This window comes from Desulfurobacterium atlanticum (assembly GCF_900188395.1).
GTDB lineage: Bacteria > Aquificota > Aquificia > Desulfurobacteriales > Desulfurobacteriaceae > Desulfurobacterium_A > Desulfurobacterium_A atlanticum.
Genome location: NZ_FZOB01000003.1, coordinates 101,381 through 126,780, shown reverse-complemented (window position 1 = coordinate 126,780; position 25,400 = coordinate 101,381). Strand labels below are relative to the sequence as shown.

The following is a 25,400-nucleotide window of genomic DNA, read 5'->3' as shown; positions in this document are numbered from 1 at the left end:
CCCTCATTTTTCCACAGTAGTAGCATTAGATAAAGTTGGATTCCTTAGAATCTTTCTGTTTTTAACAGCCTTTACATTAAATGTTTCAAGTAACTCATATACAAAATCTTTAAGCGCTACAACAGGATCCTTACTTTTAAGGCCAAACAACCTTCCAACAGTGCTGTAGTAGCTCTTTACTCCTGATGCCTGCCACACAACGTTTCCATTTGTATCAAGGACTTTCAAAGTTACAGCAACAACCGGATATGCGTATGTTCCTCTTCTCTCTATTTTATACTCATCAACAGACCCCTGTACAAAACCATTCACCTTAAGAACATCGGCAAGCACTCTTAAATCGTTTACGTCAAAAAAGAAACCTGAGGGAACTCCAAGCCTTTTCACCTCTCTATCAACAGCACCTTTCGGAACAACATCAATTCCCTTTTCAAGTAGAGCGGTTATAACAAAATCTCTTGCCCTTTCTCCTGCAAACTTGTCTGTTGTAAGATTCATAAAAGGAAGAACTGCAACTCTGGTTATTTTTGAAGCACTTTTAGGTTTAACAAAATAATTTATACTACCCTGGTTGGAAGCACAGCCAAAAATAAAAGAAGTAAAAATAACAAATATAAAGACCATTTTCCTCATTACCGCCTCCAAGATTATTTATAAATCCCCATAAAATATACCACAGTCCAATTTCATTAAGCAATCATTTAATAAGAATCAGAATAACAAACAACCTTATTTTTTCCTGTTTTCTTTGCTTTATAAAGTGCCTCGTCAGCTTTCTCTATAAATGTTTCTATGGAGAAACTACCAGACTTAAGCTCATCAGGTAAAATCGGATAACAACCGATACTCACTGTAACCGGTATTTCCTGTCCTTCAAATTCAAAAGTGAACTCTTCTATATTTTTCCTTATTCTTTCAAGAACTTTATAACCAGCATCTTCATCTGTATTAAAAAGAACCAGTAATATCTCTTCACCACCATATCTGACAACAAGATCAACATCCCTTATATGTGATTTAACAATAGCCGCAAGATTTCTGAGTACATAATCTCCTGCTAAATGACCATAGGTATCATTTATTCTTTTAAAGTTATCTATATCCATCATTGCAACAACAACAGGTTTTTCCTCTCTTGATGCAAGAGATAGTATCTCCTGAAACCTTTTCATTCCAAATCTTCGATTATATAGCTTTGTTAAAGGGTCAAGATACGATTCTTCCTGAAGCCTGCTGTAATTCCTTGCATTGGTCAAACCAAGAGACATCAAATCTCTTATTCGTCTCAAAAACCTAAGTTCAAAACCTGTAAACTTATCAGGCTTTGCAAGAATAAGAACAGCAGCAAAATCTATGTTAACAAAAGGAATAACAAGAATTTCTTTTACTTTTACATTATCCACCAACTTCAAATCAATACCTGAAGTGGAGAGAAGTTTTAAATCCTTAAAATCAAAGCAGGCTTTAACAAAATCGGATAACTCACAACGATTGAAATTAAAACAGGCAACATTTGACACAGTCCCATCATTTTCTTTTACAAAAACAGCCATTCCAACCATTCCAAACTTTTCAAGAAGAAATTTATAAAAAGACTCTGCAAGCACTTGAGGAGTTGAAAGTGTGACAAAAAGTTTTCCTACTTCTCTCTGATACCGGTCAAGAAGTTCATTATAGTATAGCTTTTCTATAAAGTGATTAATCTCTTTTGACACTTTATAAATAAAATCACCCTTTTCCGCTTCAATCTTAAGATCTTTAATTTCTTCTATGGAATGGGATTTTGAACCTTCAAGAATATGCCTTATCTTCTTAAAAATATTGGTTAAAGTGTCAAAATATTCTTTAAGATTTCCGCTTACTATAACGTAATATATGAACCAGCCAAGTAAAAAGTTAGAGGTAAGAGACATAACAAATTCCGGAAGGGTTACAGGATAGCCTTCAAGAAAAAAATGGTGTATAGTAATGGGAGCTGCTATACCTGAAATAATAGACATAGCAGCAATACTGATTATAAGTCTTCTCCTTATATTAACCATAAATCCTCCATGGAGAAACAGAATGAACAAAGAAGATTATACTAAAGAATTAAACAACATAATTAATCAAGGGCTTAAAAATAGCGATATTGAGTTTTTAAAAGAAGAAGTTGAAAAGTTTCTAATTAAAATAGAGAAACCAGCCCAAGACACATGTCTTGAGCTGGCATCGCTTGTTTCGTTTCACATAATTGAAATTATAGACCAAGAATTTCTTTAATTATAGAATCAGAAATCTTATGAACATCAACACTATAATCCCCAGAAGCAATAGCTTGCTTTATCTGGTCAACTTTTTCAGAATCAACTTTTTTAAGAGCAACCTGCTCTTTTATTTGCAGTTCTACATTAACCCCTTCAGAAGAAAGAGAAACACTTTCCTGAACAGTATTTCCCTTAAGCTTACCATTCCTTTCTCTATTTCTCAGCTGCTTCTGCTTAACATCAGATATATCCACAAAATTTTGTTGAAATCTTTCTATTTTCATTTTCCCATCTCCTACCAATTCGATTAAGCCATTCACTATTTATTATCGTAATCTTCACCAAAAATTTTAGCCTATTTATTTCCAAATATGAAAAATATTATCGAGGCTGTTTGAAAAATGGCTATGAACTTTAAGAGATCCTTCGGGCTTTGCCCTCAGGATGACTCTCTTCGTCATTCTGAGGCTGCTTTGCAGCCGAAGAATCTCAATACCTTTTAGAAACAAATGAGAATTTTCAAACACTTTTAAGATATTATCCTTCTAATACCTTAACAATAACCCTTCTGTTTCTCGGACCATCAAATTCACAAAAATAAATTCCCTGCCACTGCCCTAAAAGTAACCTACCATCTTTAACTATCACCGTTATATTACAACCTATAAGAGAAGACTTGATGTGTGCTGCCGAATTTCCCTCTATATGTTCAAAGTAAGCTTCCTTCCACGGAACATACTTTTCAAGATAACTAACAATATCTTTCCTGACTGTTGGATCAGCATTTTCATTTATTGTTATACCAGCTGTAGTATGGGGAACATACACAACACATATTCCCTCCTCCACACCGCTACGGGAAACAATCCCCTGAACCTCACGGGATATGTCTATAAACTGCGAACGCTTTGATGTTCTAAGAGTAATTTCATATATCATAACTCTTCCCCCACTACCCAGTTATCTATAAGCCTTGCATCTCCAACAAAGACAGCAAGAGCTATTAAATCCCTTTCCTTTACATATTCTACACTTTTAAAACTATCCTGGTCAACAATTTCAACATAGTCCACATTTTTAACATGTGGAAAAGAAAGGATAAATTCTTTCATCTTCTCTTTTATCCTCTCTGCAGATGTTTCTCCTTCCTCTATTAGCTTCCTGGCAAGAAGTAAACTTTTATAAAGAGCAAGGGCTGATTCTCTTTCCTTCTCTGTTAGATAAATGTTTCTGGAACTCAAAGCAAGACCGTCCTTTTCCCTTACAATGGGGCAACCCACAACCTCTACATCCATGTTAAGGTCTTCTACCATTCTTTTTATAACTTTAAACTGCTGAAAATCCTTTTTTCCGAAATAAGCCCTGTCAGGCATTACTATATTAAAAAGTTTTGTAACCACAGTTGTCACACCTTTAAAATGCCCAGGTCTTTTACCACCGCAAAGATACTGTGTTATCTCTTCTACTTCAACAAAAGTTAAATTTTTTCGGGGATACATCTCTTTTACCGAAGGCACAAAAACAATATCAACACCTTCCTTTTCTGCAAGGTTAAAATCCCTCTTCTCATCCCTCGGATATCTCTCAAAATCCTCACCTGGAGCAAACTGAATAGGATTAACAAATATACTCATAACAACAAGATCATTTTCTTTCTTAGCCGCTCTAACAAGACTCAAATGCCCTTCGTGTAGATAACCCATTGTTGGAACAAAGCCGATACTTTTCCCCACTCTTTTAAAAGCTCTTACAACACCTTTCATCTCTTTAACCGTTCTTATTACCCTCATAACCTTCCCCATAACTCCCTTCAACTATCATTTTAGCCTTTAAAATACCTGCGCCTATCAGAACCATTATTGCAGAATAGTAAATCCAGAGAAGAAAAACTATAACCGCAGCAAAAGAACCAAACAGAATATCAATCTTTGAAATGTTCTCTACAAAATAAAGAAAACCTCTCTCAAAAAGAATCAGCATAATAAACACAAAAACTGACACCTTAAAAACCATTTTCCAGTGAAACTTTACAGGAAGCAAGAAGTAGTAAAGACAGAAGAGAATAAGAAACATAACAACAAGAAGTCCCACAGAAGATATTAACATTGCAAGAAAGTTGGAGGGAAAAACAACAGCAAAAAACAGCTTTAACGAGTAAAACCCAAACATCAAAATCCACAGAACAAAAATAAACAAAATAACAAGAATATTTCGCCCTATATAACCAGCAGGATTACATTTGCCAAGAATGTAGGTGAAAGACCGCTCAACAGCAAGAAAAACTCCACGGGCAAACCAGAGCATTATAGGAATAGCAGTTCCACTTACTATTCCGGTGCTTAAAATAACATGCTGGATTCTCTCAAAAAACGGCTTCAAAGGAGAGTTAAGAAGCTCTTTAGGAAGCATAGAAAGAATATCCACGTTAAAAACAAGAATTTCTATAAAAAACATAGTTATAAAAAGAGGAATAATTGAAACAAGGGTAAAATACGCTATAGCCGCTGCGCAAAACATATAATCACTTTCAAAAGCATCACACACAGCGTAAAGCACATAGTTTATAAATCTTTTCTTTCCAAGAAGTTTTCTACATATCATGGCAACCAATGATACAAAATAATGTTTAAGCTTAAAAGACTTTAAGAAATAACCTAAGATATTTCTTTAAGAACTCTCTCAGCAGCCTCTGCAACATTCGCAGCTCTTGTTATAGGTCTTCCAACAACTATAAAATCAGCTCCTGCCTTTTTAGCCTCTTTCGGTGTCATTACCCTTTTCTGGTCATTTTTTGCTGCCCAATCAGGACGAATACCGGGAGTTACTGTGATAAATCCTTCACCAAACTCCTTTTTTATCATTTCAATCTCTTCAGGAGAACAGACAACCCCATCAAGACCGGCTTTTTTAGCATTTTCAGCAAGCTTAAGCACGACAGTTTTAACACCGCTCTCTATACCGATAGTTTTTAAATCTTCATCATCCATACTCGTAAGAATGGTAACACCTATGAGAAGAGGACGCCTTACACCCATCTGCTCGGCATACTCTCTATTAAAATCTGCAACCTTTTTCAAAAAATCAAATCCTCCAAGTGTATGAACGTTATACATAAAAACCTCATTTTCTATTGCAACCTTTGCAGCACCGCAAACGGTATTTGGAATATCATGAAACTTAAGGTCAAGGAACACTCCACAACCTCTATTGTGGATTTTTTCAACAATTTCAAATCCACCCCTCAAGAAGAGCTCAAGACCAACCTTAAAAGTTTTCACTTTTCCTTTCAATCTATCAACAGTTTCCATAGCAGTTAAAGTATCAGGAAAATCAAGAGCAACTATAAGCATTCTATCCTCCGATCTTTTTGTTGCCACACAATTTATTCTTTTCAGAAAGAAAAAGAAACCTTAAAACAGTTTTCTATCATTTGATAAGTTCCTATCTTTATAAAATCAACTTTTAAAACAAAAAGGAAATCATGAAAATAGATTTTGTCAAACTTTACTTTATGATTATCTCATCTATAACATTCGGATATGTTATAGCAGGAATATTCACCCAGACAAAGTTTATAAACTGGCTCGGAGTAAAGACGGTAAAATTATCAAGATTTGGCATTCATCCTCTCCTTTCCCATCTACCAATTCTCTATCTTGTAAGTCCAAGAGCTGCCCATATTCACGCTTCAAAACTTTTAAAAGAGAAAAAAATAAAACCTATAGATCTTTACCTTACAATAGCAGCTACAAACTTTCCGATGAGAATAACCTTTCTTTACAGATACTATTTCCCTGTATTAATTCCCCTGATAGGAGTTTTAGCCATTTATTACGGAATGTTGCGATTGCTGTTTGACTTTATTGTATTTATAGCTGTGATGATAATAGGCAAAAAACTTTATAGAAATTTAAGAAAAGAAAAAATTACTCCGGAAAAAGTAAATGTTGAACTAACGTTTAACACAATTAAAACAGGTTTTATCATCGGCATAAAGGAAAGTGTAAAATTTATACTGAAATTTACTCCTCTTTTCACACTTGTTATCTACCTTATAATCCACGGAATAATGGATAAGATGCTCCTGATAATGAATCCGGTCCTTAATTGGATAGGTCTTGACAATTTATGCGCTACTTACGTGGCAACAGCAGCAATAAGTCCTCCTGTGGCCTACGGGCTCATTAAGGTTATGATAGCAAAACATTATCCCATAACAAAAATTCTTGGTGCAATGTTCCTTGGAAACGCCTGTTTTACATTTTTAAGAGCATGGTGGGCTTATGTTCTTCCATACTACCTTGGATTATATCCCTTAAAGGTTGTTGCGGTTTTAATCTCAATTCAAAGTTTCATGCCAGCAACATATAATATGATTATGGGAATCATGTTAAGCAGGATGGGATAATGGAAAAAGAGAAAGTAAAAAAGTTAAAATCGTGGTTGATCGATCTGAAAAACTTCATAAACAGAAAAGAAAAAGCAATTATTGTAGTTGAAGGGAAAAGAGACCGCACAGCCCTTGAAAAGTTTGGAATAATGAATGTTTATGATCTTAAAGGGAGAAATTTTCACACCTTTTCTGAATTTATTGCAGATAAAGTAAATCCATCAGTAGTGATACTTCTTGCAGATTTTGACCCTGAAGGAGAGGAAATTGCAAAAAAATTAAAATCGGTATTTTGTAAATACAATCTAAATGTTAACACCTCGTTTCGTGAAAGTTTAAGAGAAACAGGAATAAGATTTATTGAGGAAATTCCTTCAAAGCTACTTGCCCAGCAGTCTTTTAACAGAAGAAATTGATAGAAAAATCACACCTCCCAGACAAAAACCTATGAGAATTTCTGTCACAATTAAAGGCACTTGAATAAGCAACCTTTCAGTAATGTGAAAAGCATGATTATAAATTCCACCAGCCACTGTAAACATAGCAAAAGTTCCAATAACTTCAAGAGCTTTTATAACTTTTGGAAGAAGGAAAATTAAAAACCTTCCTACCGCTTTCAAAATTTTAGAATCTGTAGAAACAAGCACCAGGCCAAAATCATCCATTCTTACTATTAGCAGAACAAGTCCGTAAACTCCTACAGTAGTAATGAGTGAAATAAGTGTGACAACTACTATCTGTGTTATTAAAGGTTTATCAATAACAGCACTAAGGGCTATTATTATAACTTCAAGAGAAAGTATAAAATCTGTTATAAGTGCTTCTTTTATTTTTTTATCTTCCACTTCCCTTGAAAAGATTGATACCTTCTCTTTCCTCTCCTTATGAAAGAAAAACTCAAACACCTTTTCAAAAGCCTCATAGGCAAGATAAGCTCCACCAATTAGAAGCAGAATCCTTATAACAACCGGAAAAAAGAAATTTAAAAGAAAAACAGCAGGAAGAATCACAGCCTTATTAATAAAAGAACCTTTTATTATCTCAAGAAGAACAGGAATCTCTCTATCTGAAGCAAACTTAGAAGATTTTTCTGCATTTACCGCAAGATCATCACCTAAAATACCAGCTGTTTTCTTTGTAGCAATTTTAGCCGCCGTTGATATGTCATCAAGTAAAGTAGCCACATCATCAAGAAGTGCAAATATCCCTGAAGCCATCTAATCTCCCATTTATAAAAAGTAACTAACCTGTGAAACCTTTTTCAGAATTTCATAAGGCTTACCGGAAGCAAGTAAATCAAGCGCTTTTTTAACTCCCTCTAAAGGTGAATGAACAACTCCTGCCACGTAAAACCCAAATCCTGCGTTAAGAGCTACCATGTCTCTTTTTGGAGAATCATCCTCCCCTTTTAAAATCTTCTCAACAAGCAGTTTGTTTTCTCCGGTAGTATCAAAAGCTTTAATGTCTGAAATATCGGCTCTTTTAAATCCAAAATCCTCCGGTGCGACTATATAACTTTCAATCTTCCCGTTTGAAAGCTCGGTAATTTTTGTTCTATCGCATATAGTAATCTCATCCATCCCGTCAAAACCGTGAACGACACAAGCCCTTTCAACGCCTAAAACAGAAAGCACTTTCGCAAGTTTCTCTGTCAAATCTCCGTTAAAAACACCCATAAGCTGTTTTTTAGCTCCGGCTGGGTTTGTTAAAGGACCTAGAATATTAAATATTGTTCTAACTCCCAGATCTTTCCTTGGCTTTACGACATTTGCCATAGCAGGATGAAAAACAGGAGCAAACATAAAACCAAACCCGGTTTCCTCTATGCACTTTGCCACACCTTCTGGAGGAAGGTCTATCTTAACACCAAGAGCTTCAAGAATATCAGCACTTCCACATTTACTTGAAACAGACCTGTTACCGTGTTTTGCAACAGGAACACCACCTGCAGCAAGAACAAAAGCAACAGTTGTTGAAATATTAAACGTCCCTTTAAGGTCCCCTCCCGTTCCGCAGGTATCAACCACTTTATTTCTCATATCATCTGAAAGTGGAACCTTTCTACTTTTAGCTCTCATAACAGAAGCCGCAGCCGCTATCTCATCAACAGTTTCTCCTTTCATCCTTAGCGCCACAAGTATTCCCGCTATTTGAGCTTCTGACAGCTTCCCGTCCATTATATTGTTAAAAAGGCCCTGAGTATCTTTAAAAGAAAGATGTTGACCTTCAATAACGCTATCAAGTAAAGTTTTAAACTCCACAACTACCCCCTTAAATCAAATTTCTCAAACTGGAATTCTTTAACTATTCTATCAATTTCTCTGGAGTTTTTATCTTCCATAAAGAAAAGATGAGAAATGCAAGAGCAATCTGAAGCACCAAATCCTGCTACAGGATAAAACACTTTTAAGAATTTTTCAGCTATCTCACACTCAATTTTTAAATTAAAAAAACAATAAACAGAAACCGCTTTAAAGAAAGGCGAGACAGAAAGAAAATCAAGATGCCAGTGTTTCTTCTTCCGTTTTTTTAAATGCCTTTGAATCCTTGAAAAGATGCCTCCTGACCCAAATGCCGAACCGATATAACAATATCTTCCTTTCTCAATAAAAAATTTTCCTGATTTAACCTTTATCATCCTGCTTTTCCCGTAATTAAAAACAATAATATAGGTTCCCTTTTTCGGTGGAAAACTCATCAGCCATACTTCTCCAGAATAGAAATTGCAACATTTATACCATCAATTGCAGAACTTGTTATTCCGCCAGCATATCCAGCACCTTCACCTGCAGGATAAACATTAGGAAAACCAGCAGCAGAAAAATTCCTTTCTCTTAACATCTTAATCGGAGAGGATGTTCTTGTTTCAACTCCAACAAGAGTGGCTTCCTCAGAAACAAAAAATTTCAACCTCTTTTCCCAGTATTTAAAAGCACCCTTTAAAGCACAGGTTATAAAGCCCGGAAGAAGCTTATCAAGTCTTACAGATGAAATCTCCGGAATAAATCCATGTTTTGGAAGTTTCCGAAGGGAAGTTTCTTTACCCTTAAGAAAATCTATAAGATTTTGCGCCGGCATAGAATAATTCCCACCTGCTGCCACAAAAGCCTTTTTCTCAAGACTTCTCTGAAACTCAATTGCCTTAAACGGGTCATTGGCAAAGTCTTCAGGGAACATCTGAACAACTATAGCACTATTTGCCATAACTCCTTCCCGTGCATAGTTGCTCATCCCGTTTGAAACAACAGTTTCTCTTTCTGAAGATGAACATATTACAACACCGCCAGGGCACATACAGAAAGAGAAAACTCCTCTATTCTTTATTTTTGCGGTGATAGAATACTCAGCAGGGGGAAGTTCCGGATGTTCATGAAATCTACCATACTGCATGCGATTTATAAGACGCTGAGGATGAATAATTCTTACTCCTACAGCAAACGGCTTAGCAACAGTATGAAATCCCCTCTTTTTAAGCATGGAAAAAGTGTCTCTTGCACTATTTCCAATAGCAAGAACCACCTCATCAAACTCTTCTGAAAAGTCCTTCTGGAAAAGAAGATTTTCATAAAAAAGTTTCACTCTCTCTTCTGGCTCAATATCATATACAAGAGAGGAAAACTTAAATTTAACCCCCATAGATTCAAGAGTTTTTCTAAAAGATGGAATTATTTTCCGAAGTTTATCTGTCCCTATATGTGGTTTTGAAAGGTACAAAATCTCAGATGGAGCTCCATGTTCCACGAAAAGTTTATATACAAAATACTTCTTTTTATCCTTCACACGGGTAGTAAGCTTTCCATCGGAAAAAGTTCCAGCTCCACCTTCTCCAAACTGAACATTTGAGTTTTCATCAAGTTCTCGCTTTATCCAGAATCTTTGAACATCCTCCTCTCGCTGGGAAACAATCCTCCCTCTTTCAAAAACTGTAACATCTGCTCCTCCTTTCGCAAGAACATAAGCAGCAAACAATCCTGCAGGACCACTGCCCACAACAGCCACTTTAAAAGGTTTTGAAACAGACGGAATTTTCAGCTCTTCAATAGGTTTATAAGGTTTTGCTATCCCTTCTGTAATCAACCTGTCAGCCGCCTTTTCAGGTAAATCAAAAAGTAACCTGTAATGAAACTCGGGCCTTTTCCTTGCATCAAGAGACTTTTTTAAAATTTTAAAATCACCAAAAAGACCTATTTCTTTAAGTTTTTTCTCTAAATTCTCTTCAGGCTTAACTTTAATATCAACTTCAACCTTCATAAGGCACCTCTATACGAAGCTCTTTTAAAAATTCAACAAGCCCTTCTTCTAAATTCTCCACCTCTTTCTCAAACTCCTTAACAAGCGAATCCTTCAGCACTTCTATATCTATAATAACTATCTCTTCAAATTTTTTTATCCCAAGTCTTTTCTCCACCTTCTCCTTTACATAGATCAAAGAATCTCGCTTTAAAACTTCGGCCTTTTCAAGAACATCTCCTATAAACTTTTCAGCATTATCTATATCTCTTTGCTTTACTCTGCCTGAAAGCAAAAAAGTAAATGAAACTTTTACAGGTTTATCTATAGGAAAAAGCTCCATACCGTATTTTTGCTTTTGAATATGAAATTGAAAAATCGCCTCCCGCTGAGAGGCTAAAACATCGGCACTATTTATTATAAAAGGCTTCATCTCTCCGTAAACACGCCTGTGAGAAATCTTTTTGAAGTTTGCCTTACTTGGAATCTTTCCAACAAAATAAAATCTAAATCTTTTCATCCACACTCCACACTATTTGTAGTGGTATAATCTCCTTTCAAAAAGATATCACTTAACTTAAGGAAAACAACTTATGAGTAAACAGGCTGAACTTGAATACCTGCGGAAAACTGTTGTAAAAAAGTTTACGTGGATTTTATCACTTCTTATAGGTGTCGTTTTAGTAGCAACCGTAGGCACAATGTTAATTGAAAAATGGTCTTTCTTTGATTCCCTCTGGCACGTAATTATAACCATTTCAACGGTAGGCTATGGAGAAATCCATCCACTGTCAAAACCTGGACGTATATTTACAATGATAATTATTACTGTTGCCTTCGGCGTTTACGCTTACGGAGCTTCAACAATAGCATATATGGTATTTGAAGGAGATCTGAAAAAATATTTTGCTTTAAAGAGGTTGGAGAAGATGATATCCCAGATGAAAAACCATACAATAGTGTGCGGACTTGGAAGAACAGGTCTTGCCGCTATTCAGGAACTGCACAGAGAGAAAATTCCTTTTGTTGTTATTGAAAAAGACCATGAGAAGATAGATAAAGCTTTAGAAACCTTCCACAATATGCGATACTTGATAGGAGATGCAACCGATGATGAAACTCTTTTAAAAGCAGGAATAAAATCGGCATCAAACCTTATAATCACCACATCAAACGATTCTGAAAACCTATTTATAACGCTTTCTGCAAAAAACTTAAATTCAAGAATAAAAATAGTGTCAAGAGCATCAGAAGAATCAAGTATTCCAAAACTTAAAATGGCAGGAGCTGATGAAGTTATATCTCCAAACACAATAGGCGGTATCCGTATGGCATCAATGGCGATAAGGCCGAACGTTGTAAGCTTCCTTGATATCGTTACAAGACATGGAGAGATAGACCTTAGACTTGAAGAGGTTAAAATTCCTCCAGATTCTCCAGTTCACGGAAAACTTTTAAAAGACGTTCAGATACCTCAAAAAACCGGAGTAATCGTTATAGGTATAAAAAGGGCTGACGGATCATTTATTCTAAACCCGGTATCAACAACGATGCTTCTAAAAGGAGATACTATAATTATAATAGGAACAACAGAGCAATTTGAAAAACTTAAAAAGCTTTTAAACGGAGAGCTGGAATGAACATAGAAAAAGAGATTGACCTTCTTTTGAATCTGGTAAAGGAGGAAAACACTCTTTTGAAAAAAGGAATTTCCTCAAACGATACAGCCGATAAGCTCCTTGAAATAAATGAGAAAAAAAGAAAATTACTATCAAGGCTTGCAACACTTGAAGCAAAAGACCTTGAACCTTTCAAAAACAAACTAAAGGAAATTGAAGAGATAAATAGTAGAAACCAGATTCTTCTAATAAACAATATGGATATCTTAGAAGAAACTATAAAAAGCTTAATTCCTGAAGAATATATAAACACATACTCTTCAAATGGGAAAATAAAAGGTACCAGCTCTATTTTTGGCAAAAAAGTATAAAAAATCAACACAAATAAACGATAATAGTTGTATAGGAAAATGGGAGGTTATAGATGGCACTACTCTACGCCCTTTCAATAGCTGGCCAATCATTGTTAACGTATCAAAGTGCTATAAATACTACAAACAAAAACATATCCAATGCCTTTTCTGACGGATATTCAAGGGAAGAACCGATAATTGCAGACCTTCCGGCAAAAAGTGGCGCTTATATTCAAGATATAAGAAGAGTTTCAAGTAAGATTGTATTTAGCAGGCTTTTAAATGTAAACCAGGAAGCTGAAGGCCTTGATAACTATAAGTCTGTTTTAACACAAATAGAAGATGTATTTAACGAAACATCCGGAGCAGGTTTTGGAGAAGCATTAAACCAGTTTTTCGCCTCATTAAACGATATAGCCGTTAATCCTGGTGATATTGCTGCAAGGTACGATGCACTTTCCAAGGCGAAAGCTTTAATAGGAAGGATAAGACAGAGCTACTCTTTCCTCACAGATATTAAAGACAAAACAACTCTCGGTGTAAAAGATACCATTGAGAAAGTAAATCTTTTAACCAGTAAACTTGCAAAAATAAATGACAACATAAAATTTTATTACAATTCCAATCCCGAAAGATATAATGAATATCTTGACGAAAGAGATAGAACTTTAAAGGAATTGAGTTCTCTAATAGATATAAAAGCAACTTTCAACAACGATGGAACCGTTAACGTTTCAACTGCTAAAGGATTTGGGCTTGTTCTTGACACAAAAAACATTCCCCTTACCTTTGAAACAGACGGAGATAACAACCCTATAATAAAATGGCGGGGAACAGATATAACAACCGAATTTAAAAATGGAAAACTTGGAGGATATTTAAAAGGAATTAACCTAATAAATGGCACAATTACGCGGTTAAACACTTTTACAACAGAATTTGCAAACGCAATTAACAATCAACAACAAGCAGGCTTTGACCTAAACGGAAATCCAGGAACAGATCTTTTTGTAGCAGATAACGGCACTGCAACAGTTGACGCTTCTAACATAACCCTTGGATTTGAAGATCCAGAACTTATAGCTGCATCATCTGACCCAACCTATCCAGATTCAAATAACGAAAATATAAAGGCTATGATATCCCTTGAAGATACGAAAATTTCAGGACTTGGTGATAAATCGTTTGCAGAATACTATACATCTGAAATTGTTACACCTATAGGAACTGAAGTAAGCAGAACAGACAATTTAATATCTTCAACAACCCAGATTAGAGATTCTCTTCAGCAACAGTTAAATGAAATTTCTGCCGTAAACACAGATGAAGAATTTATAAACCTTACAAAATTTCAAAGAGCATATCAAGCATCTGCAAAAGTTGTAGCAGTAACTGACGAACTTATTCAAACTGTCCTTAATATGGTTCAGTGAGGTGAAATATGAGAGTGGCAGATATTAACCTTTTTTATCTTTTTAAAAAATATGACAATATAAGGCAGAAGGAACTTGAAAGATATAACCTTGAAGCAGCATCAGGGAAAAAACTTCTTAAACCTTCAGATGATATAGTTAGTTTTGCAAGAAGCCAGAGATATAAAAAACTCAACAAACAGCTTGAAACATACCTGAGAAACAGCACCATGGTATTAAATCAGCTTGAAAGTGCTGAATCAACTATGGGCACAATTGTAAATTCCGCTGAAGCTGTAAGAGTAAAAATCGTTCAGATTTTAAACACCGGTGTAATTACAGATGACCAGGCTAAAACATTAAAGGACTATTTTCTTAAAATGAAAGACTACATAATAAATCAGGCAAATCTTTCCATCGGAGACAACTACGTTTTTGGTGGAGTAAAATCAAAAACACAACCTTTCCTATCTGATGGCACATATCAGGGAGAAACTCAAGAAACAACAGTCCCTGTATCAAAAGGTGTGGAACTGAACACAACCTTTAACGGCGCTGAATACATGGGTGTTAATTACGCAAGCGGTAAAATTCTTGTAGTTGACGTAATAGATGCTATCGTAAATGCGATAGATACAGGAAATATAGAAAATCTCAACAATCTTACAATAGATGTTGACCTTGATAATACAGGAACTACAACCCAGATGAAACTCCTTGATGCTTTTGATAAAGGCTTATCCAAAATGATGGTTCACAGGTCAAAAATCGGAAGTCAGATAGCAACATTAAATGACCTTAAAACCCAGAATGAATCACTAAAACTAAAATTCACAAACCTTGTATCTGAGATAGAAGATGCAGATTTTTCAGAAGTCGTATCAAATCTTCAAAAAAGCCAGACAGCATACCAGGCTCTTCTTGCAGCAGTAGCGGGAACAAAAGACTTAAGTCTCTTAAACTTTATCAAATAAATTTCAAATAGGGCTACATAGCCCTTTCTTTCCTTTCTTCATAAATTTATGAGAAAATAGCTGAAGCTTTATTTCGTTAATATTAAAGTACAGATAAAAATCAGGAGAAACCCATGAAAACAGTTTTGAAATTCAAATACTTTGACACTGAAAAAACAGGAATAGCTGTTGCTCCCATAGATTTTAAAGCAGAGTATAATGAAAAAGTTGTGGTAGAAACAGATAGGGGAGTTGAAATAGTTAAAACTCTCGCCGTCTATACTATATGTGAAGAAACGTTCAATTCTTTCGGATTCAAAGAAGAATCAGTTTTCAAAGTATTAAGGAAGCCAACTGATGATGACCTTGAAAAATTTGCTGAAAATAGAAATTTCTGTCAGGAAGCCATTCCCATATGCAAAGAGAAAATAGCAAAACATAAGCTACCTATGAAGCTTGTAAAAGCTTACACCACCTTAAACAGAGAAAGGCTCGTTTTCTACTTCACATCTGAAACACGGGTTGATTTTAGACAACTTGTAAGAGATCTTGCTTCCCACTTTAAATTAAGAATAGAACTCCGCCAGATAGGTGTAAGAGACGAAGTAAAAATGATAGGTTCTATTGGAATGTGCGGAAAAGAGTGTTGTTGTAAGCAGTATTTAGAATGTTTTGATTCCATTTCTCTTACAATGGCAAGGATACAGGGACTTCCTCCCAACCCCGCAAAACTGTCTGGTGTATGTGGAAGACTTATGTGCTGCCTTAAGTATGAAGAGCCGATTTACAAAATAAGAGAATTTCTTCCCCAGATAGGAGATATTATTTCAATAGACGGAACAAAAGCTAAAGTGCTTGATGTAAACATACCCACCGAAAAGATCACAGTTGAAGTTGACTCAGGCGTAAAAAAGCAGATAGACATTAAAAACTTTATCCCTGAAGATGAATGGGAAAAGTATATACAGGAGGTAAAGAGATGTGTTGATGATAAATTCAAATGTTTTACTAAAACCCACATTGAAGCTGAAGAAGAGATACCAGAACAGTTTGAATAAACTATTTATTTTTGAAACAGAAGATGGATTTCAGATAGAATCTGTTTTCTACAGAGGTGATACTTTATGTGTTTCAACTCAGGTAGGTTGCCCTGTCAGATGCAACTTTTGTGCATCTGGAAGTAACGGATTTTTAAGAAATCTCTCCTGTGATGAAATAGTTTCCCAATATGAAATTCTAAAAGAAAAGCTAAACATAAGGGGAATAGCTATCGCCGGAATAGGGGAACCCACAGCTAACTGGAAAAATGTTATAAACGCTTTAAACTATTTTAAAAGTCAGAATCTTAAAGTAACAATTACAACTACAGGCTTCAATACCGAAGGATTCAAAGCTATTTTGCTCGCAAAACATGATGGAGTCACATTTTCAGTTCACGGGTTTTCAAAAACTGTGAGAGAAAAACTTTTTCCTAACAGCTTTCCCTTTGAAAAATCAAAAGAGATTTTTGAAAAACATATAAAGAATTTATCAAAAAGTCAGAGAAAGAAATATCAGATAGGATATTTGTTGCTAAAAGGAGTTAACCACAGCGAAAAAGAACTTTCCTTGCTTTCTGAATTTGCTGGAAAATACAGTTTAACAGTAATGCTAATGATGTATAACAAAACACACCACAACTGTTTCCTGCCGGTATCAGAAAAAGAGTACGAAGATGCGTTTCTGTTTCTAAGGAAAAAGAAAATTCGAACAACTCTAAGTAACAGATTCAGGACAGACCCGTTAGGCGGATGCGGAACATTAACTATTAACAGGAAATAGAATGGGTAACCGATTCAGTTGCTACGTTGATGTGGAGCGGTTTTTAGGTGAACCTGTAAAAGAGCTTGCACAGTTTCTGTGCTGCTTTAGACGGGGAAAGCGGTTTGAATCAATTATTGCTGTGGCAAATTTGCTAAAGAATGTAAATCACCTAAAGGACTTTTATGAATTTGAAAGTTCAAAGGAAACTCTCCTGAAACAGCTTCCCCTTGATACAGAAGAAAAGAAAATTTTATGGAAACTTTTAGTTAAATTCTTTCTGAAACAGGCAGAAAACTCTGCTGGAAAAGAGATACCACAGGATGATGTGATTGCTATCAGGAAAGGAAGACTGTTTGAAGAGATAATTTATCTTCTTGGACCTGCAAAAAAGTGGAAGGTTGACCTTGTGTGTATGCACTGTCAGCCGATGATAAACGGGAAAAAGATAGAAATCCGCTGTGATAAAAATTCTTTAACAGGTAAAAACATAGATGTGGTATTCTGGGGAAAAGATTATGTAGAAGGATATGAGTGTAAATCAAACCTTGCTTTCTTCTTTGAACTGGGAAAAAGGAATGATAAAAGGGGCAGAAAGATAAGAGACAAAGTCAGATATCTCAATCTTCTGGCTAAAACCTTAAAACAGCACTTTAAAGAAGTTGAAATAACCCTTGCAAGCTTTGCTCCGGGAAATTTTACAAAATACATACCTGATATAAAAAGATGGATTTTAAAATGTGATGGAGAAGAGAAAATCTACTTTAAAATAAAAACTATAGTAGACATTCTGGAAGAAATAGACTAAGTTAAATATACAAAATTTACCCTTATTTATCCTTTTCTAACTTTAAAAGACAAATAAATCCAGCCAGAAATAGCCATAACACCAGAAATAAGCAACACAAGAGAATGAAAATAGACAGCATAAGGTAAAGCTTCCTTTGGATCTATTCCTATAAGAGAAAATCCACCAACCATACCAGCTTCAAAAGTTCCAAATCCACCAAAACTGTGAATCGGCAACACCGTTGTAAGCTCGGCAAAAGTGGAAACAAAAATAGTCTTGAAAAATCCAATGTTAAGATGAGCAGCTTTCAAAATTAACATAAATGCTGTAAATTTTAAACTCCATATAAGAATTGAAAAAAGAAACATCATAACAAGCTTATCTATCTTTACAAATATGGCGGAAACCAGCAAGATCTTTTCAAAAAAAGGAACCTTTCCTTTAAAAAAGTGAAGTATTTTATAGGAAAGAACCAGAAGAAACCCCATTATTAGTACAGCTATTATAGGAAAAAATATCAATCTTCTATCAGAAAATGAAACAAAAAATAGAGAAAAAAGGAAAAGTATAGAAAGAGAAACAAGGTCAAATATCCTTGCGCCTAAAAGGACCATTGATGATTTTGTTATTTCAATACTAAAAAGCTTTTTCAAAATTATTGGAAAAGAAGTTTCACCTGAGCGGAAAGGTAAGATATTATTAAAGAACGTATGAACTCCTATTACTGAAAACATCTCTGCAATAGAAACCTCTTCTATATAAAGCCTTAGCCTTAGAGCCCTGAAAAAATAAACAGAAAGATAAACCAGAAAAGAAAGAAAAACCAAAGAATAATCTGCCGTTTTCAACATTAAACCAAGTTGTGAAAAAACATCAAATTTATAAAGGATGTATATAAAAAGAGCAAAAATAAAAGCAGATACTATCAGATTAGTTTTCTTCACCGTTTAAAACTCTCCTTATAACATAAGGCTTTTTCTGCTGGGACTCATAGTATATTCTCATCAAAATTTCACTTATTATTCCCGTAGTAAGCATCTGAAGACCTGCAATTATACACATAACAGAAATAACCAGAAGAGGCCTGCCGCCTATTGGATTACCCAGAAGTTTAACACTCAAAAGGTATAGAAAAAAAGTAAGACCCACAAAAAGTAGAAAAAGACCTATTCCTCCAAAAAAATGGATCGGTTTCTGCATATATTTTTTAACAAACCAAACATAAAAAAGATCAACAATCACCTTAAAAGTTCTTGAAATACCATATTTTGATTTTCCATATTTACGGGGATGGTGTCTAACAGGAATTTCTATTATTTTATCTGGAGAAGTAACGGTAGAAACAACTGCAGGGATAAACCTATGCATTTCACCGTAAAGACGAATCCTTTTTATAACATTGCTTCTATACGCTTTTAAAGAACATCCATAATCGTGAATCCTTACGCCTGTAAGCTTACCTATCAGCCAGTTTGCAATTTTTGAAGGAATTTTTCTTGATACAGTGGCATCTTTCCTGTTTTTTCTCCAGCCACTTACAACATCATAGCCTTCATCAATCTTCTCAAGAAGCCTTGGAATATCAACAGGATCGTTCTGCAAATCTCCATCCATGGTGATAATAACATCACCAGAAGCTATATCCATTCCAGCCATCATTGCAGGTGTCTGACCAAAATTTCTCGCAAACTCAACAACTTTCACTTTAGAATCTTTTTTCGCTATCTCTTCAAGTTTTTCTACTGTTCTATCTGTACTCCCATCATCTACAAAAATAATCTCATAGTCGTAAGGAAGAGCATCAAGAACCTCTTTCAACCTGTTATAAAGCTCGTTAACATTTTCTTCCTCATTATAAAGAGGTATCACTATAGAAAGTTTTTTCTCTCTCATATTTACATCTCCATAAGAAATTTAATTAGCCCAAATTATACCAGCATGTTATATAATTTGCCTGTGAAAATGTATGGAGGATTGAATTGAAATTCAAGAAACTACTAAAATGTAGCACCTGTGGAAATGTTGGTGAGTTTGAGTACATAGGTTCCCGAAACCTTAACAAAAACGGAGAAATTAAAGAAATTGCAGGGAAGAATGGGTTATGGATAAGCTACTTTAAATGTCCCGAATGTAACACCATAGATGTAGAGATGTATCCGGTTGGGACAAAACCTGATATCCCGGAAGATTTTTTCAAAGAGGTTTTAGTAGATGAAAAGAAAAATTCCCATAACACTAAAGAAAACTCCTGAAATAGACAACAAAACTTTAAAACTATTCATTATGGGCTTTCTTATAGCTGCCATCATTAATATGTGGCTATTTTCCCTAAGACATGAAGAGCCACGGAGAGGTATAGTAGCCTTAGAAATGCTGTTCCGCCACAATTTCCTTCAACCAACGGTTTTAATGGTCCCATATTTTAGAAAACCTCCACTACATAACTGGATAATACTTCTATTTTCCGGCTTTAATCCTAAATTTATAAATGAATTCACAATGCGTTTACCTTCTCTTATAACAACGGTTCTAACAGCTTCCGGCATCTATATGTTTTCTAAAAAATTCCTGCGGGAAAAAGTGGCAGTTTTATCCTCCATTATTTTCCTGACCATCGGACTTGTATCAATAGAATATTCAACAAAATGTGAACCGGACATGATATTCACCTTTTTTGTATTTTTATCAATATCTCTATGGTACACATTTTTTGAAAAAGGAGAAAAGTTAAAAGGCTGGATTTTAGGTTACCTGTTTTCATCTTTAGCGTTTTTAACAAAAGGACTACCGGGGTTAGCTTTTTTCCTGATATCAGTCTTCACTATTCTTTTCTATAGAAAACAGTGGAAAGAATTTTTTCAACCAGCCCATTTTCTCGGTGCAATCATAGGTATATCTCCTTTTGTTATGTGGGTAGTATCAATTTCTCCTGAAAAAGCTCTTTTAACCTTGTGGAAAGAAGCAGCAAGAAGAACTGCCCTAACAAACTCTCTATTAAAAACATTAAAAGGAATGGCCTTATTCTTTCCGATGCTTTTTTATGCTTTAATTCCCTGGTCAGCAGCAATGGCGTTTGAATTTTACAAAAAGAGGGTAAATTGCAATTTTAAATATTTAAAAAATAACAAATTTTTAAAAGAAATAGCTCTTTTAATTGTGGCCAACCTTATTCTATATTTTTTATCCCCCAGAACTCGCATGAGATATCTCATTCCTATATTTCCTTTTATCTCCATAATTTTTTCATCCATTTTGTATGAAAAAACTGTTAACTTTAAAAGAGGCGTCGCTTTTATGCAATTTTTAATGGATGTATTACTTTTCATTGGAATAATTGGCACAATATGGTTAACATTAAGAACAGATATAGCACTAAACGCAACAATATTTTTCTTGATAGTCGCTTATTTTGTTTATTTCTACTTTATGAAAAGGATAGATGTAACGAATTTCGTTCTTATTTTAGGATGTGCAATGCTTATAGTAAGAGGATTTTACAGTAGTTATTATCTATCGGTTGCAGAGTTCAAACGTCCCAATTACAGAAAAGTCTCCATGGAGATAGCAAAGTTAACGCAGGGAAAGTCACTTTACACTATTACTCCTGATACTAAAATAGGATTTTACGTAGAAAAAAGCAGACAACTTCCACTTCCATTTAAAAACTATAGAGCCATTCCTGTAAACGCTCTTTTTATCTCGGAAAATTCTCCAAAAGGAAAAGTTATAAAAGAGTTTAAACTTGGAAAGAAAACTTTCTATCTTTGCAAAAAGCAATAAATTTAGATAGAACAAATAAAAATGAGGTTTATCAGTGAAGGAAATAAAGGTAAAGATCTTCCGAACGAAGAAAGGGAAAAAAGTTAGATATGATATATTTAAAGTTCCATTTAAAGAAGGTATCACCATCTTAGACCTCCTTAACTACATAAAAGAAAACATAGACCCTTCTCTTACTTTTAGAGCCTTCTGCAGGAGCGGAGTGTGCGGGTCATGTACAGTAAGAGTTAATGGAAAACCACTACTTGCATGTAAAACCCAAATCAAAGAAATAGTTGATGAATTTGAAGTTGAAAAACTTATAATTGAACCAATAGACGGCTTTAAAATAATAAAAGACCTTGTGGTGGATATTGAAGGAAAGCAGGATACACTTAGAAGATTTAAACTGTGGCTTGAAAATAAAATCCCTCCTGAAAATGAAGAATTTAAAATATCTCCCGATGAGGTGGAAAAATACTCTAAAGAAACCGACTGTATTTTATGCCTTACCTGTTGTAGCGTGTGTGAAACTTTAAAAGAAAATACTCCTTTTGCCGGACCTTTTGCATTTGTGAAAACCTATCGGTTTATAGCAGATTCACGAGAAAAGGAAGAAACCCATAAAGAACGTGTGAAAATAGCACTAAACGCCTCTGTATGGTCATGTGTTCAGTGTCAAAAATGTGTTGCTTTTTGCCCTAAAAACATAGCACCAGCACACGACATTCAAAAAATCAGAAATGAAACTGTAAAGCTCGGACACAAAGAAACCCCCGGTGCACGTAAATTGTCACATTACTTGAACTGGGTCTATGCAACAGGGCAGATAAATAGACTGTATCTTCCTCTTGATGTATATGATAATGAAAAAGCTGTCCGCGACTTTATAAATTTCTGTAAAGAGCATGGAGTTGAAATCTGGGAAATTCCTCATCTTCCTGATGGCTTTTTGGCATTAAGGGATCTTATAATACGGGCTTTAATAGAAGAAGGAGACATTGAAAGCATTAATTTTAAAAAGATAAGACAAATAGATGAAAAGATAGAAAAACTCCTTAAAGGAGACAATAAATGCGAATAGGCTTTTATAGAGGTTGCTGTTTTCAAGGACTTGATTTTATTCTGTTTGATGTAATTAAAAAAGTGTTTTCCGTATTTGGAGTTGAACTTCCTGAAGTAAGGAAAACCATATGTTGCGGTGGAAACGTTATAGATGAAGAAAGCAGATTTTTATCTACACTAATAAACGCAAGAAATATTGCAGCAGCTGAAAAAGAGAATCTTGACTTATTAATAAGCTGTAATACATGTTTTATGGTAATCAACCGTGCAAAGAAACTTTTAGATAGCAGCGAAACTGTAAAAAAAAAGGTTAACAAAATTCTTGAGGAGGAGAACCTTTACTATTCAGGAGAGAAAAAAATCTGGCACATTATGCCTTTCATAGTTGAAAAAATAGGATTTGAAAAGCTATCCGAATATATAAAAATTTCTCTTCCCTACAGATTCGCCCCTTACTACGGTTGCCACCTCAAATATCCTGAAAAGATTGCAAAACATGGAAGTCTTGAAAAAATTATAGAATTATGCGGTGGAACACCAATTCGCTATAAGGAAGAAGACGCCTGTTGCGGATACCATTCAATTTATACAGACAAAGCAACAGCCCTCAAGAAGATAAAAAGAATCGTTAACAGTATGAAAGAAGCAGAAGCCGAGTTTATAGTTACTCCGTGCCCCTTGTGTTTCAAGGGGTTTGATATGATGCAGAAAGAAGCAAAAGTTGAAAGAGAGATTCCAGTCCTCTTCTTACCAGAACTTATAGCTCTTTCCCTTGGATTTTCTCATGAAGATTCAGGAATAATTTACCACAAAATACCGGTGAAACTGTAAAAGCCCGCGCTTGCGGGCTTTAAATCACTCATCCTTCAAAGGTCCAACAATAGCTATAAAGGCAGTAAGAATGCCCCATGCTTTAGCAGCAAGTGCAAGTGCTTCCATAATAACCCCCGTATATTAAGTTTACTTAAATTTATCAGCTATCCCTTTATATGTCAAATTCAATCATTTAAAACATCTTTAAACCTAAAATGTTATACTTTGGCCATTAGAAACAGCAACAGGGAGAACTATGCGAAAAGATATAAAGTTCCTTCTCCTCATCCTAAAAAAAGATTGGAAGTTAGTTGCTCTGGCAATATTTGGTTCTATTCTTGAATCTATAGGACTTGCGGGACTTGCATATATTGTAAAAAATGTTGTTGATGATGTATTTATAGCCAAAAGCTACGAAAAGCTTGTTGTAGTTGTATCTATTCTTCTACTTCTTGCAGTCTCAAAACAGATAGGATTCTTTCTTAAAAATTATATCTATCCCCTTGTAATATTTAAAGCAGTTAAAGATTTAAGAAAAAAAATGCATGAAAAAATAATAAACGCAGAACCTTCTTTTTTAAGGAAAATTTCCCCTGGTGACCTTATAAGCAGAGCAACCACAGACCTTGAAAAATTTGCAGAAATATCCTCCACAATAGGAACAAACATAATCACAGAAACATTTACAGTAATAGGAGTCATAATAGTTCTCATCTACAGAGACTGGAGAATGTTTCTTATTTTTACAATAATAATCCCCTTTCTAAGTCTGGCTTTAGATTTTCTCGGAAACAAAAGAAAAAAATACTCTCAAAAACAGCAGGAAAGTTTTTCAGATTACATCCAGCACCTGAATCAGATAATTTCAGGCTTTGAAGTTGTAAAGCTGTTTAAAAAGACCATCTTTTTCAAAGTTTTTGAAAGAATAAATGAAACTCTATTTGAAAGGCAGAAAAAAAGTAAGTTCTACGAAACAGTTTATCTATCAACAACAGAAATACTGGCATACGCAGCCACAGGTGGAATAATATTTTACGGTGGAATAAGAATCATAAAAGGAGAGATAACACCGGGAGATTTCTTCTCTTTCCTCGGTGGAGTTTTGATAATTATTAACTCTATGCAGATTCTACAAAGAGGCATCATAAACCTAAAAGCTTTATCCCCTGTAATTGAAAGAATCCAGTTTATTCTTAATATTCCTGAAGAAAAAGCTGAAGGAGCAGATTTTAACGGGTTAAAGGACAAAATTGAATATAAAAATGTCAATGTAATAATAGGTAACAACCATATTCTGAAAGATATAAATTTTACAGTTAGAAAGGGAGAAAAAATAGGAATAGTTGGATTAACCGGTTCAGGAAAATCTACCCTTGTAAAAATTCTACCGGGACTTGTTAAAGAATATGCAGGAGAAGTTTTAATAGATGGAACTGAACTAAAAAAATATTCACTTCCAAGTATAAGGAACAGAATAGGCATGATATCCCAGGAAGTGTTCATTTTCAACGATACACTTAGAAACAACCTTTTAGTGGCCAAACCTGACGCAACAGATGAGGAACTTATAGAAGCCCTTAAAAAGGCAAAAGCTAACTTTGTTTTTAAACTTGAACACGGCCTTGATACGGTGCTTGGTGAGAAAGGATCAAGACTTTCTGGTGGAGAGCGGCAAAGAATAGCAATAGCACGAATATTCCTTAAAAATCCAGATATTCTCATAATTGATGAAGCTACATCAGCCCTTGATGTTGAAACCGAAGAGTACGTTATGGAAGAGATAAAAAACCACTTTAAAGATAAAACCATTCTTATGATAACCCACAGATTAAAAACCCTTAAAATAGCTAACAGAATAATAGTTATGGAAAACGGAAAAATTGTGGAAGAGGGAACAAAAGATGAGCTTATTGCTAAAAAGGGAGCTTTTTATAAATTTTGCACAATATCAGAAACAGAAAATTAAAAGG

At 34.8% G+C, this 25,400-nt stretch carries 29 protein-coding genes; 15 read left to right on the top strand and 14 right to left on the bottom strand.

Annotated features, from left to right (window positions below):
* Positions 1-3: 3 nt before the first annotated feature.
* Complete coding sequence (locus tag CHB58_RS03300; RefSeq protein WP_089322684.1) at positions 4-633, bottom strand: hypothetical protein; 630 nt, start codon at positions 631-633, stop codon at positions 4-6.
* A 68-nt stretch (positions 634-701) separates the two neighbouring features.
* On the bottom strand, positions 702-2,042 hold the full coding sequence (locus CHB58_RS03295; protein WP_089322683.1) for a GGDEF domain-containing protein: 1,341 nt from the start codon (positions 2,040-2,042) through the stop codon (positions 702-704).
* A gap of 22 nt (positions 2,043-2,064) precedes the next feature.
* On the opposite strand from CHB58_RS03295, the gene CHB58_RS03290 reads away from it, so the two are divergent.
* Positions 2,065-2,262: a hypothetical protein gene (locus CHB58_RS03290; RefSeq protein WP_089322682.1), complete on the top strand. Its 198-nt coding sequence runs from the start codon at positions 2,065-2,067 to the stop codon at positions 2,260-2,262.
* On the opposite strand, the gene flgM is transcribed toward CHB58_RS03290, so the two are convergent.
* From flgM to pyrF, 5 genes are all read right to left on the bottom strand, one after another.
* Positions 2,240-2,530: a flagellar biosynthesis anti-sigma factor FlgM gene (gene flgM / locus CHB58_RS03285; protein WP_089322681.1), complete on the bottom strand. Its 291-nt coding sequence runs from the start codon at positions 2,528-2,530 to the stop codon at positions 2,240-2,242. The genes CHB58_RS03290 and flgM overlap by 23 nt on opposite strands.
* A 253-nt stretch (positions 2,531-2,783) precedes the next feature.
* Complete coding sequence (locus tag CHB58_RS03280; RefSeq protein WP_089322680.1) at positions 2,784-3,185, bottom strand: secondary thiamine-phosphate synthase enzyme YjbQ; 402 nt, start codon at positions 3,183-3,185, stop codon at positions 2,784-2,786.
* Positions 3,182-4,036 carry a pantoate--beta-alanine ligase gene (panC, locus tag CHB58_RS03275; protein ID WP_089322679.1) on the bottom strand — a complete coding sequence of 285 codons (855 nt, stop codon included), beginning with the start codon at positions 4,034-4,036 and terminating at the stop codon, positions 3,182-3,184. The genes CHB58_RS03280 and panC overlap by 4 nt, the downstream gene beginning before the upstream one ends.
* Positions 4,014-4,847 carry a YihY/virulence factor BrkB family protein gene (locus tag CHB58_RS03270; RefSeq protein ID WP_089322678.1) on the bottom strand — a complete coding sequence of 278 codons (834 nt, stop codon included), beginning with the start codon at positions 4,845-4,847 and terminating at the stop codon, positions 4,014-4,016. Before CHB58_RS03270 ends, panC begins: the two co-directional genes overlap by 23 nt.
* 53 nt (positions 4,848-4,900) lie before the next feature.
* Positions 4,901-5,596, bottom strand: coding sequence for an orotidine-5'-phosphate decarboxylase (pyrF, locus tag CHB58_RS03265; RefSeq protein ID WP_089322677.1), 696 nt, complete (start codon positions 5,594-5,596; stop codon positions 4,901-4,903).
* 131 nt (positions 5,597-5,727) lie between these two features.
* On the opposite strand from pyrF, the gene CHB58_RS03260 reads away from it, so the two are divergent.
* Together CHB58_RS03260 and CHB58_RS03255 are read left to right on the top strand one after the other, a co-directional pair.
* On the top strand, positions 5,728-6,654 hold the full coding sequence (locus CHB58_RS03260; protein WP_245807325.1) for a hypothetical protein: 927 nt from the start codon (positions 5,728-5,730) through the stop codon (positions 6,652-6,654).
* Complete coding sequence (locus CHB58_RS03255; RefSeq protein ID WP_089322676.1) at positions 6,654-7,052, top strand: toprim domain-containing protein; 399 nt, start codon at positions 6,654-6,656, stop codon at positions 7,050-7,052. Before CHB58_RS03260 ends, CHB58_RS03255 begins: the two co-directional genes overlap by 1 nt.
* On the opposite strand, the gene CHB58_RS03250 is transcribed toward CHB58_RS03255, so the two are convergent.
* From CHB58_RS03250 to CHB58_RS03230, 5 genes are read right to left on the bottom strand one after another with little or no spacing between them, the layout of a single operon-like run.
* A complete protein-coding gene (locus CHB58_RS03250; RefSeq protein WP_089322675.1) occupies positions 7,017-7,853 on the bottom strand; it encodes a DUF808 family protein in 837 nt (278 codons plus the stop codon). The genes CHB58_RS03255 and CHB58_RS03250 overlap by 36 nt on opposite strands.
* A gap of 12 nt (positions 7,854-7,865) precedes the next feature.
* Positions 7,866-8,897 (bottom strand): anthranilate phosphoribosyltransferase, encoded by a 1,032-nt coding sequence (trpD, locus tag CHB58_RS03245; RefSeq protein ID WP_089322674.1) that lies wholly within the window; start codon positions 8,895-8,897, stop codon positions 7,866-7,868.
* Between the two features lie 2 nt (positions 8,898-8,899).
* Positions 8,900-9,334: a GIY-YIG nuclease family protein gene (locus CHB58_RS03240; protein WP_089322673.1), complete on the bottom strand. Its 435-nt coding sequence runs from the start codon at positions 9,332-9,334 to the stop codon at positions 8,900-8,902.
* Positions 9,334-10,887, bottom strand: coding sequence for an NAD(P)/FAD-dependent oxidoreductase (locus CHB58_RS03235; RefSeq protein WP_089322672.1), 1,554 nt, complete (start codon positions 10,885-10,887; stop codon positions 9,334-9,336). Before CHB58_RS03235 ends, CHB58_RS03240 begins: the two co-directional genes overlap by 1 nt.
* On the bottom strand, positions 10,877-11,386 hold the full coding sequence (locus CHB58_RS03230; RefSeq protein WP_089322671.1) for a RusA family crossover junction endodeoxyribonuclease: 510 nt from the start codon (positions 11,384-11,386) through the stop codon (positions 10,877-10,879). Before CHB58_RS03230 ends, CHB58_RS03235 begins: the two co-directional genes overlap by 11 nt.
* 73 nt (positions 11,387-11,459) lie before the next feature.
* On the opposite strand from CHB58_RS03230, the gene CHB58_RS03225 reads away from it, so the two are divergent.
* From CHB58_RS03225 to CHB58_RS03195, 7 genes are all read left to right on the top strand, one after another.
* Positions 11,460-12,506: a potassium channel family protein gene (locus CHB58_RS03225; protein ID WP_089322670.1), complete on the top strand. Its 1,047-nt coding sequence runs from the start codon at positions 11,460-11,462 to the stop codon at positions 12,504-12,506.
* Positions 12,503-12,856 carry a hypothetical protein gene (locus CHB58_RS03220; protein ID WP_089322669.1) on the top strand — a complete coding sequence of 118 codons (354 nt, stop codon included), beginning with the start codon at positions 12,503-12,505 and terminating at the stop codon, positions 12,854-12,856. Before CHB58_RS03225 ends, CHB58_RS03220 begins: the two co-directional genes overlap by 4 nt.
* Before the next feature lie 53 nt (positions 12,857-12,909).
* A complete protein-coding gene (flgK, locus tag CHB58_RS03215) occupies positions 12,910-14,271 on the top strand; it encodes a flagellar hook-associated protein FlgK (RefSeq protein ID WP_089322668.1) in 1,362 nt (453 codons plus the stop codon).
* Between the two features lie 8 nt (positions 14,272-14,279).
* Positions 14,280-15,224, top strand: a complete 945-nt coding sequence (locus CHB58_RS03210) for a flagellin N-terminal helical domain-containing protein (RefSeq protein ID WP_089322667.1) — start codon at positions 14,280-14,282, stop codon at positions 15,222-15,224.
* A 113-nt stretch (positions 15,225-15,337) separates the two neighbouring features.
* The gene (locus CHB58_RS03205) at positions 15,338-16,261 is read left to right on the top strand and encodes a PSP1 domain-containing protein (protein ID WP_089322666.1); all 924 of its coding nucleotides are present in this window, start codon (positions 15,338-15,340) and stop codon (positions 16,259-16,261) included.
* Positions 16,254-17,024 carry a radical SAM protein gene (locus tag CHB58_RS03200; RefSeq protein ID WP_245807324.1) on the top strand — a complete coding sequence of 257 codons (771 nt, stop codon included), beginning with the start codon at positions 16,254-16,256 and terminating at the stop codon, positions 17,022-17,024. Before CHB58_RS03205 ends, CHB58_RS03200 begins: the two co-directional genes overlap by 8 nt.
* A gap of 1 nt (position 17,025) precedes the next feature.
* Positions 17,026-17,811: a hypothetical protein gene (locus CHB58_RS03195; RefSeq protein WP_089322665.1), complete on the top strand. Its 786-nt coding sequence runs from the start codon at positions 17,026-17,028 to the stop codon at positions 17,809-17,811.
* Positions 17,812-17,837: 26 nt separating this feature from the next.
* Here the strand turns inward: CHB58_RS03195 and CHB58_RS03190 are convergent, their stop codons facing one another.
* Together CHB58_RS03190 and CHB58_RS03185 are read right to left on the bottom strand one after the other, a co-directional pair.
* Entirely contained in the window at positions 17,838-18,737 is a 900-nt protein-coding gene (locus CHB58_RS03190; protein WP_089322664.1) for a lysylphosphatidylglycerol synthase transmembrane domain-containing protein, read from the bottom strand.
* Positions 18,724-19,686, bottom strand: coding sequence for a glycosyltransferase family 2 protein (locus CHB58_RS03185; protein ID WP_089322663.1), 963 nt, complete (start codon positions 19,684-19,686; stop codon positions 18,724-18,726). Before CHB58_RS03185 ends, CHB58_RS03190 begins: the two co-directional genes overlap by 14 nt.
* A gap of 86 nt (positions 19,687-19,772) precedes the next feature.
* Between CHB58_RS03185 and CHB58_RS03180 the strand changes: the two genes are divergently transcribed.
* From CHB58_RS03180 to CHB58_RS03160, 5 genes are all read left to right on the top strand, one after another.
* Complete coding sequence (locus tag CHB58_RS03180; RefSeq protein ID WP_089322662.1) at positions 19,773-20,045, top strand: hypothetical protein; 273 nt, start codon at positions 19,773-19,775, stop codon at positions 20,043-20,045.
* The gene (locus CHB58_RS03175) at positions 20,005-21,573 is read left to right on the top strand and encodes an ArnT family glycosyltransferase (RefSeq protein ID WP_089322661.1); all 1,569 of its coding nucleotides are present in this window, start codon (positions 20,005-20,007) and stop codon (positions 21,571-21,573) included. Before CHB58_RS03180 ends, CHB58_RS03175 begins: the two co-directional genes overlap by 41 nt.
* Positions 21,574-21,607: 34 nt before the next feature.
* Complete coding sequence (locus tag CHB58_RS03170; RefSeq protein WP_089322660.1) at positions 21,608-22,636, top strand: succinate dehydrogenase/fumarate reductase iron-sulfur subunit; 1,029 nt, start codon at positions 21,608-21,610, stop codon at positions 22,634-22,636.
* On the top strand, positions 22,627-23,448 hold the full coding sequence (locus tag CHB58_RS03165; protein WP_089322659.1) for a CoB--CoM heterodisulfide reductase iron-sulfur subunit B family protein: 822 nt from the start codon (positions 22,627-22,629) through the stop codon (positions 23,446-23,448). The genes CHB58_RS03170 and CHB58_RS03165 overlap by 10 nt, the downstream gene beginning before the upstream one ends.
* A gap of 238 nt (positions 23,449-23,686) precedes the next feature.
* A complete protein-coding gene (locus CHB58_RS03160) occupies positions 23,687-25,396 on the top strand; it encodes an ABC transporter ATP-binding protein (protein WP_089322658.1) in 1,710 nt (569 codons plus the stop codon).
* Positions 25,397-25,400: the final 4 nt, after the last annotated feature.

Bases quoted from the DNA above. Each gene is read 5' to 3' on its own strand.
- CHB58_RS03300 (WP_089322684.1), bottom strand. From the start codon at position 633: ATGAGGAAAATGGTCTTTATATTTGTTATTTTTACTTCTTTTATTTTT.
- CHB58_RS03295 (WP_089322683.1), bottom strand. From the start codon at position 2,042: ATGGTTAATATAAGGAGAAGACTTATAATCAGTATTGCTGCTATGTCT.
- CHB58_RS03290 (WP_089322682.1), top strand. From the start codon at position 2,065: ATGAACAAAGAAGATTATACTAAAGAATTAAACAACATAATTAATCAA.
- flgM (WP_089322681.1), bottom strand. From the start codon at position 2,530: ATGAAAATAGAAAGATTTCAACAAAATTTTGTGGATATATCTGATGTT.
- CHB58_RS03280 (WP_089322680.1), bottom strand. From the start codon at position 3,185: ATGATATATGAAATTACTCTTAGAACATCAAAGCGTTCGCAGTTTATA.
- panC (WP_089322679.1), bottom strand. From the start codon at position 4,036: ATGAGGGTAATAAGAACGGTTAAAGAGATGAAAGGTGTTGTAAGAGCT.
- CHB58_RS03270 (WP_089322678.1), bottom strand. From the start codon at position 4,847: ATGATATGTAGAAAACTTCTTGGAAAGAAAAGATTTATAAACTATGTG.
- pyrF (WP_089322677.1), bottom strand. From the start codon at position 5,596: ATGCTTATAGTTGCTCTTGATTTTCCTGATACTTTAACTGCTATGGAA.
- CHB58_RS03260 (WP_245807325.1), top strand. From the start codon at position 5,728: ATGAAAATAGATTTTGTCAAACTTTACTTTATGATTATCTCATCTATA.
- CHB58_RS03255 (WP_089322676.1), top strand. From the start codon at position 6,654: ATGGAAAAAGAGAAAGTAAAAAAGTTAAAATCGTGGTTGATCGATCTG.
- CHB58_RS03250 (WP_089322675.1), bottom strand. From the start codon at position 7,853: ATGGCTTCAGGGATATTTGCACTTCTTGATGATGTGGCTACTTTACTT.
- CHB58_RS03240 (WP_089322673.1), bottom strand. From the start codon at position 9,334: ATGAGTTTTCCACCGAAAAAGGGAACCTATATTATTGTTTTTAATTAC.
- CHB58_RS03235 (WP_089322672.1), bottom strand. From the start codon at position 10,887: ATGAAGGTTGAAGTTGATATTAAAGTTAAGCCTGAAGAGAATTTAGAG.
- CHB58_RS03230 (WP_089322671.1), bottom strand. From the start codon at position 11,386: ATGAAAAGATTTAGATTTTATTTTGTTGGAAAGATTCCAAGTAAGGCA.
- CHB58_RS03225 (WP_089322670.1), top strand. From the start codon at position 11,460: ATGAGTAAACAGGCTGAACTTGAATACCTGCGGAAAACTGTTGTAAAA.
- CHB58_RS03220 (WP_089322669.1), top strand. From the start codon at position 12,503: ATGAACATAGAAAAAGAGATTGACCTTCTTTTGAATCTGGTAAAGGAG.
- flgK (WP_089322668.1), top strand. From the start codon at position 12,910: ATGGCACTACTCTACGCCCTTTCAATAGCTGGCCAATCATTGTTAACG.
- CHB58_RS03210 (WP_089322667.1), top strand. From the start codon at position 14,280: ATGAGAGTGGCAGATATTAACCTTTTTTATCTTTTTAAAAAATATGAC.
- CHB58_RS03205 (WP_089322666.1), top strand. From the start codon at position 15,338: ATGAAAACAGTTTTGAAATTCAAATACTTTGACACTGAAAAAACAGGA.
- CHB58_RS03195 (WP_089322665.1), top strand. From the start codon at position 17,026: ATGGGTAACCGATTCAGTTGCTACGTTGATGTGGAGCGGTTTTTAGGT.
- CHB58_RS03185 (WP_089322663.1), bottom strand. From the start codon at position 19,686: ATGAGAGAGAAAAAACTTTCTATAGTGATACCTCTTTATAATGAGGAA.
- CHB58_RS03175 (WP_089322661.1), top strand. From the start codon at position 20,005: ATGAAAAGAAAAATTCCCATAACACTAAAGAAAACTCCTGAAATAGAC.
- CHB58_RS03165 (WP_089322659.1), top strand. From the start codon at position 22,627: ATGCGAATAGGCTTTTATAGAGGTTGCTGTTTTCAAGGACTTGATTTT.
- CHB58_RS03160 (WP_089322658.1), top strand. From the start codon at position 23,687: ATGCGAAAAGATATAAAGTTCCTTCTCCTCATCCTAAAAAAAGATTGG.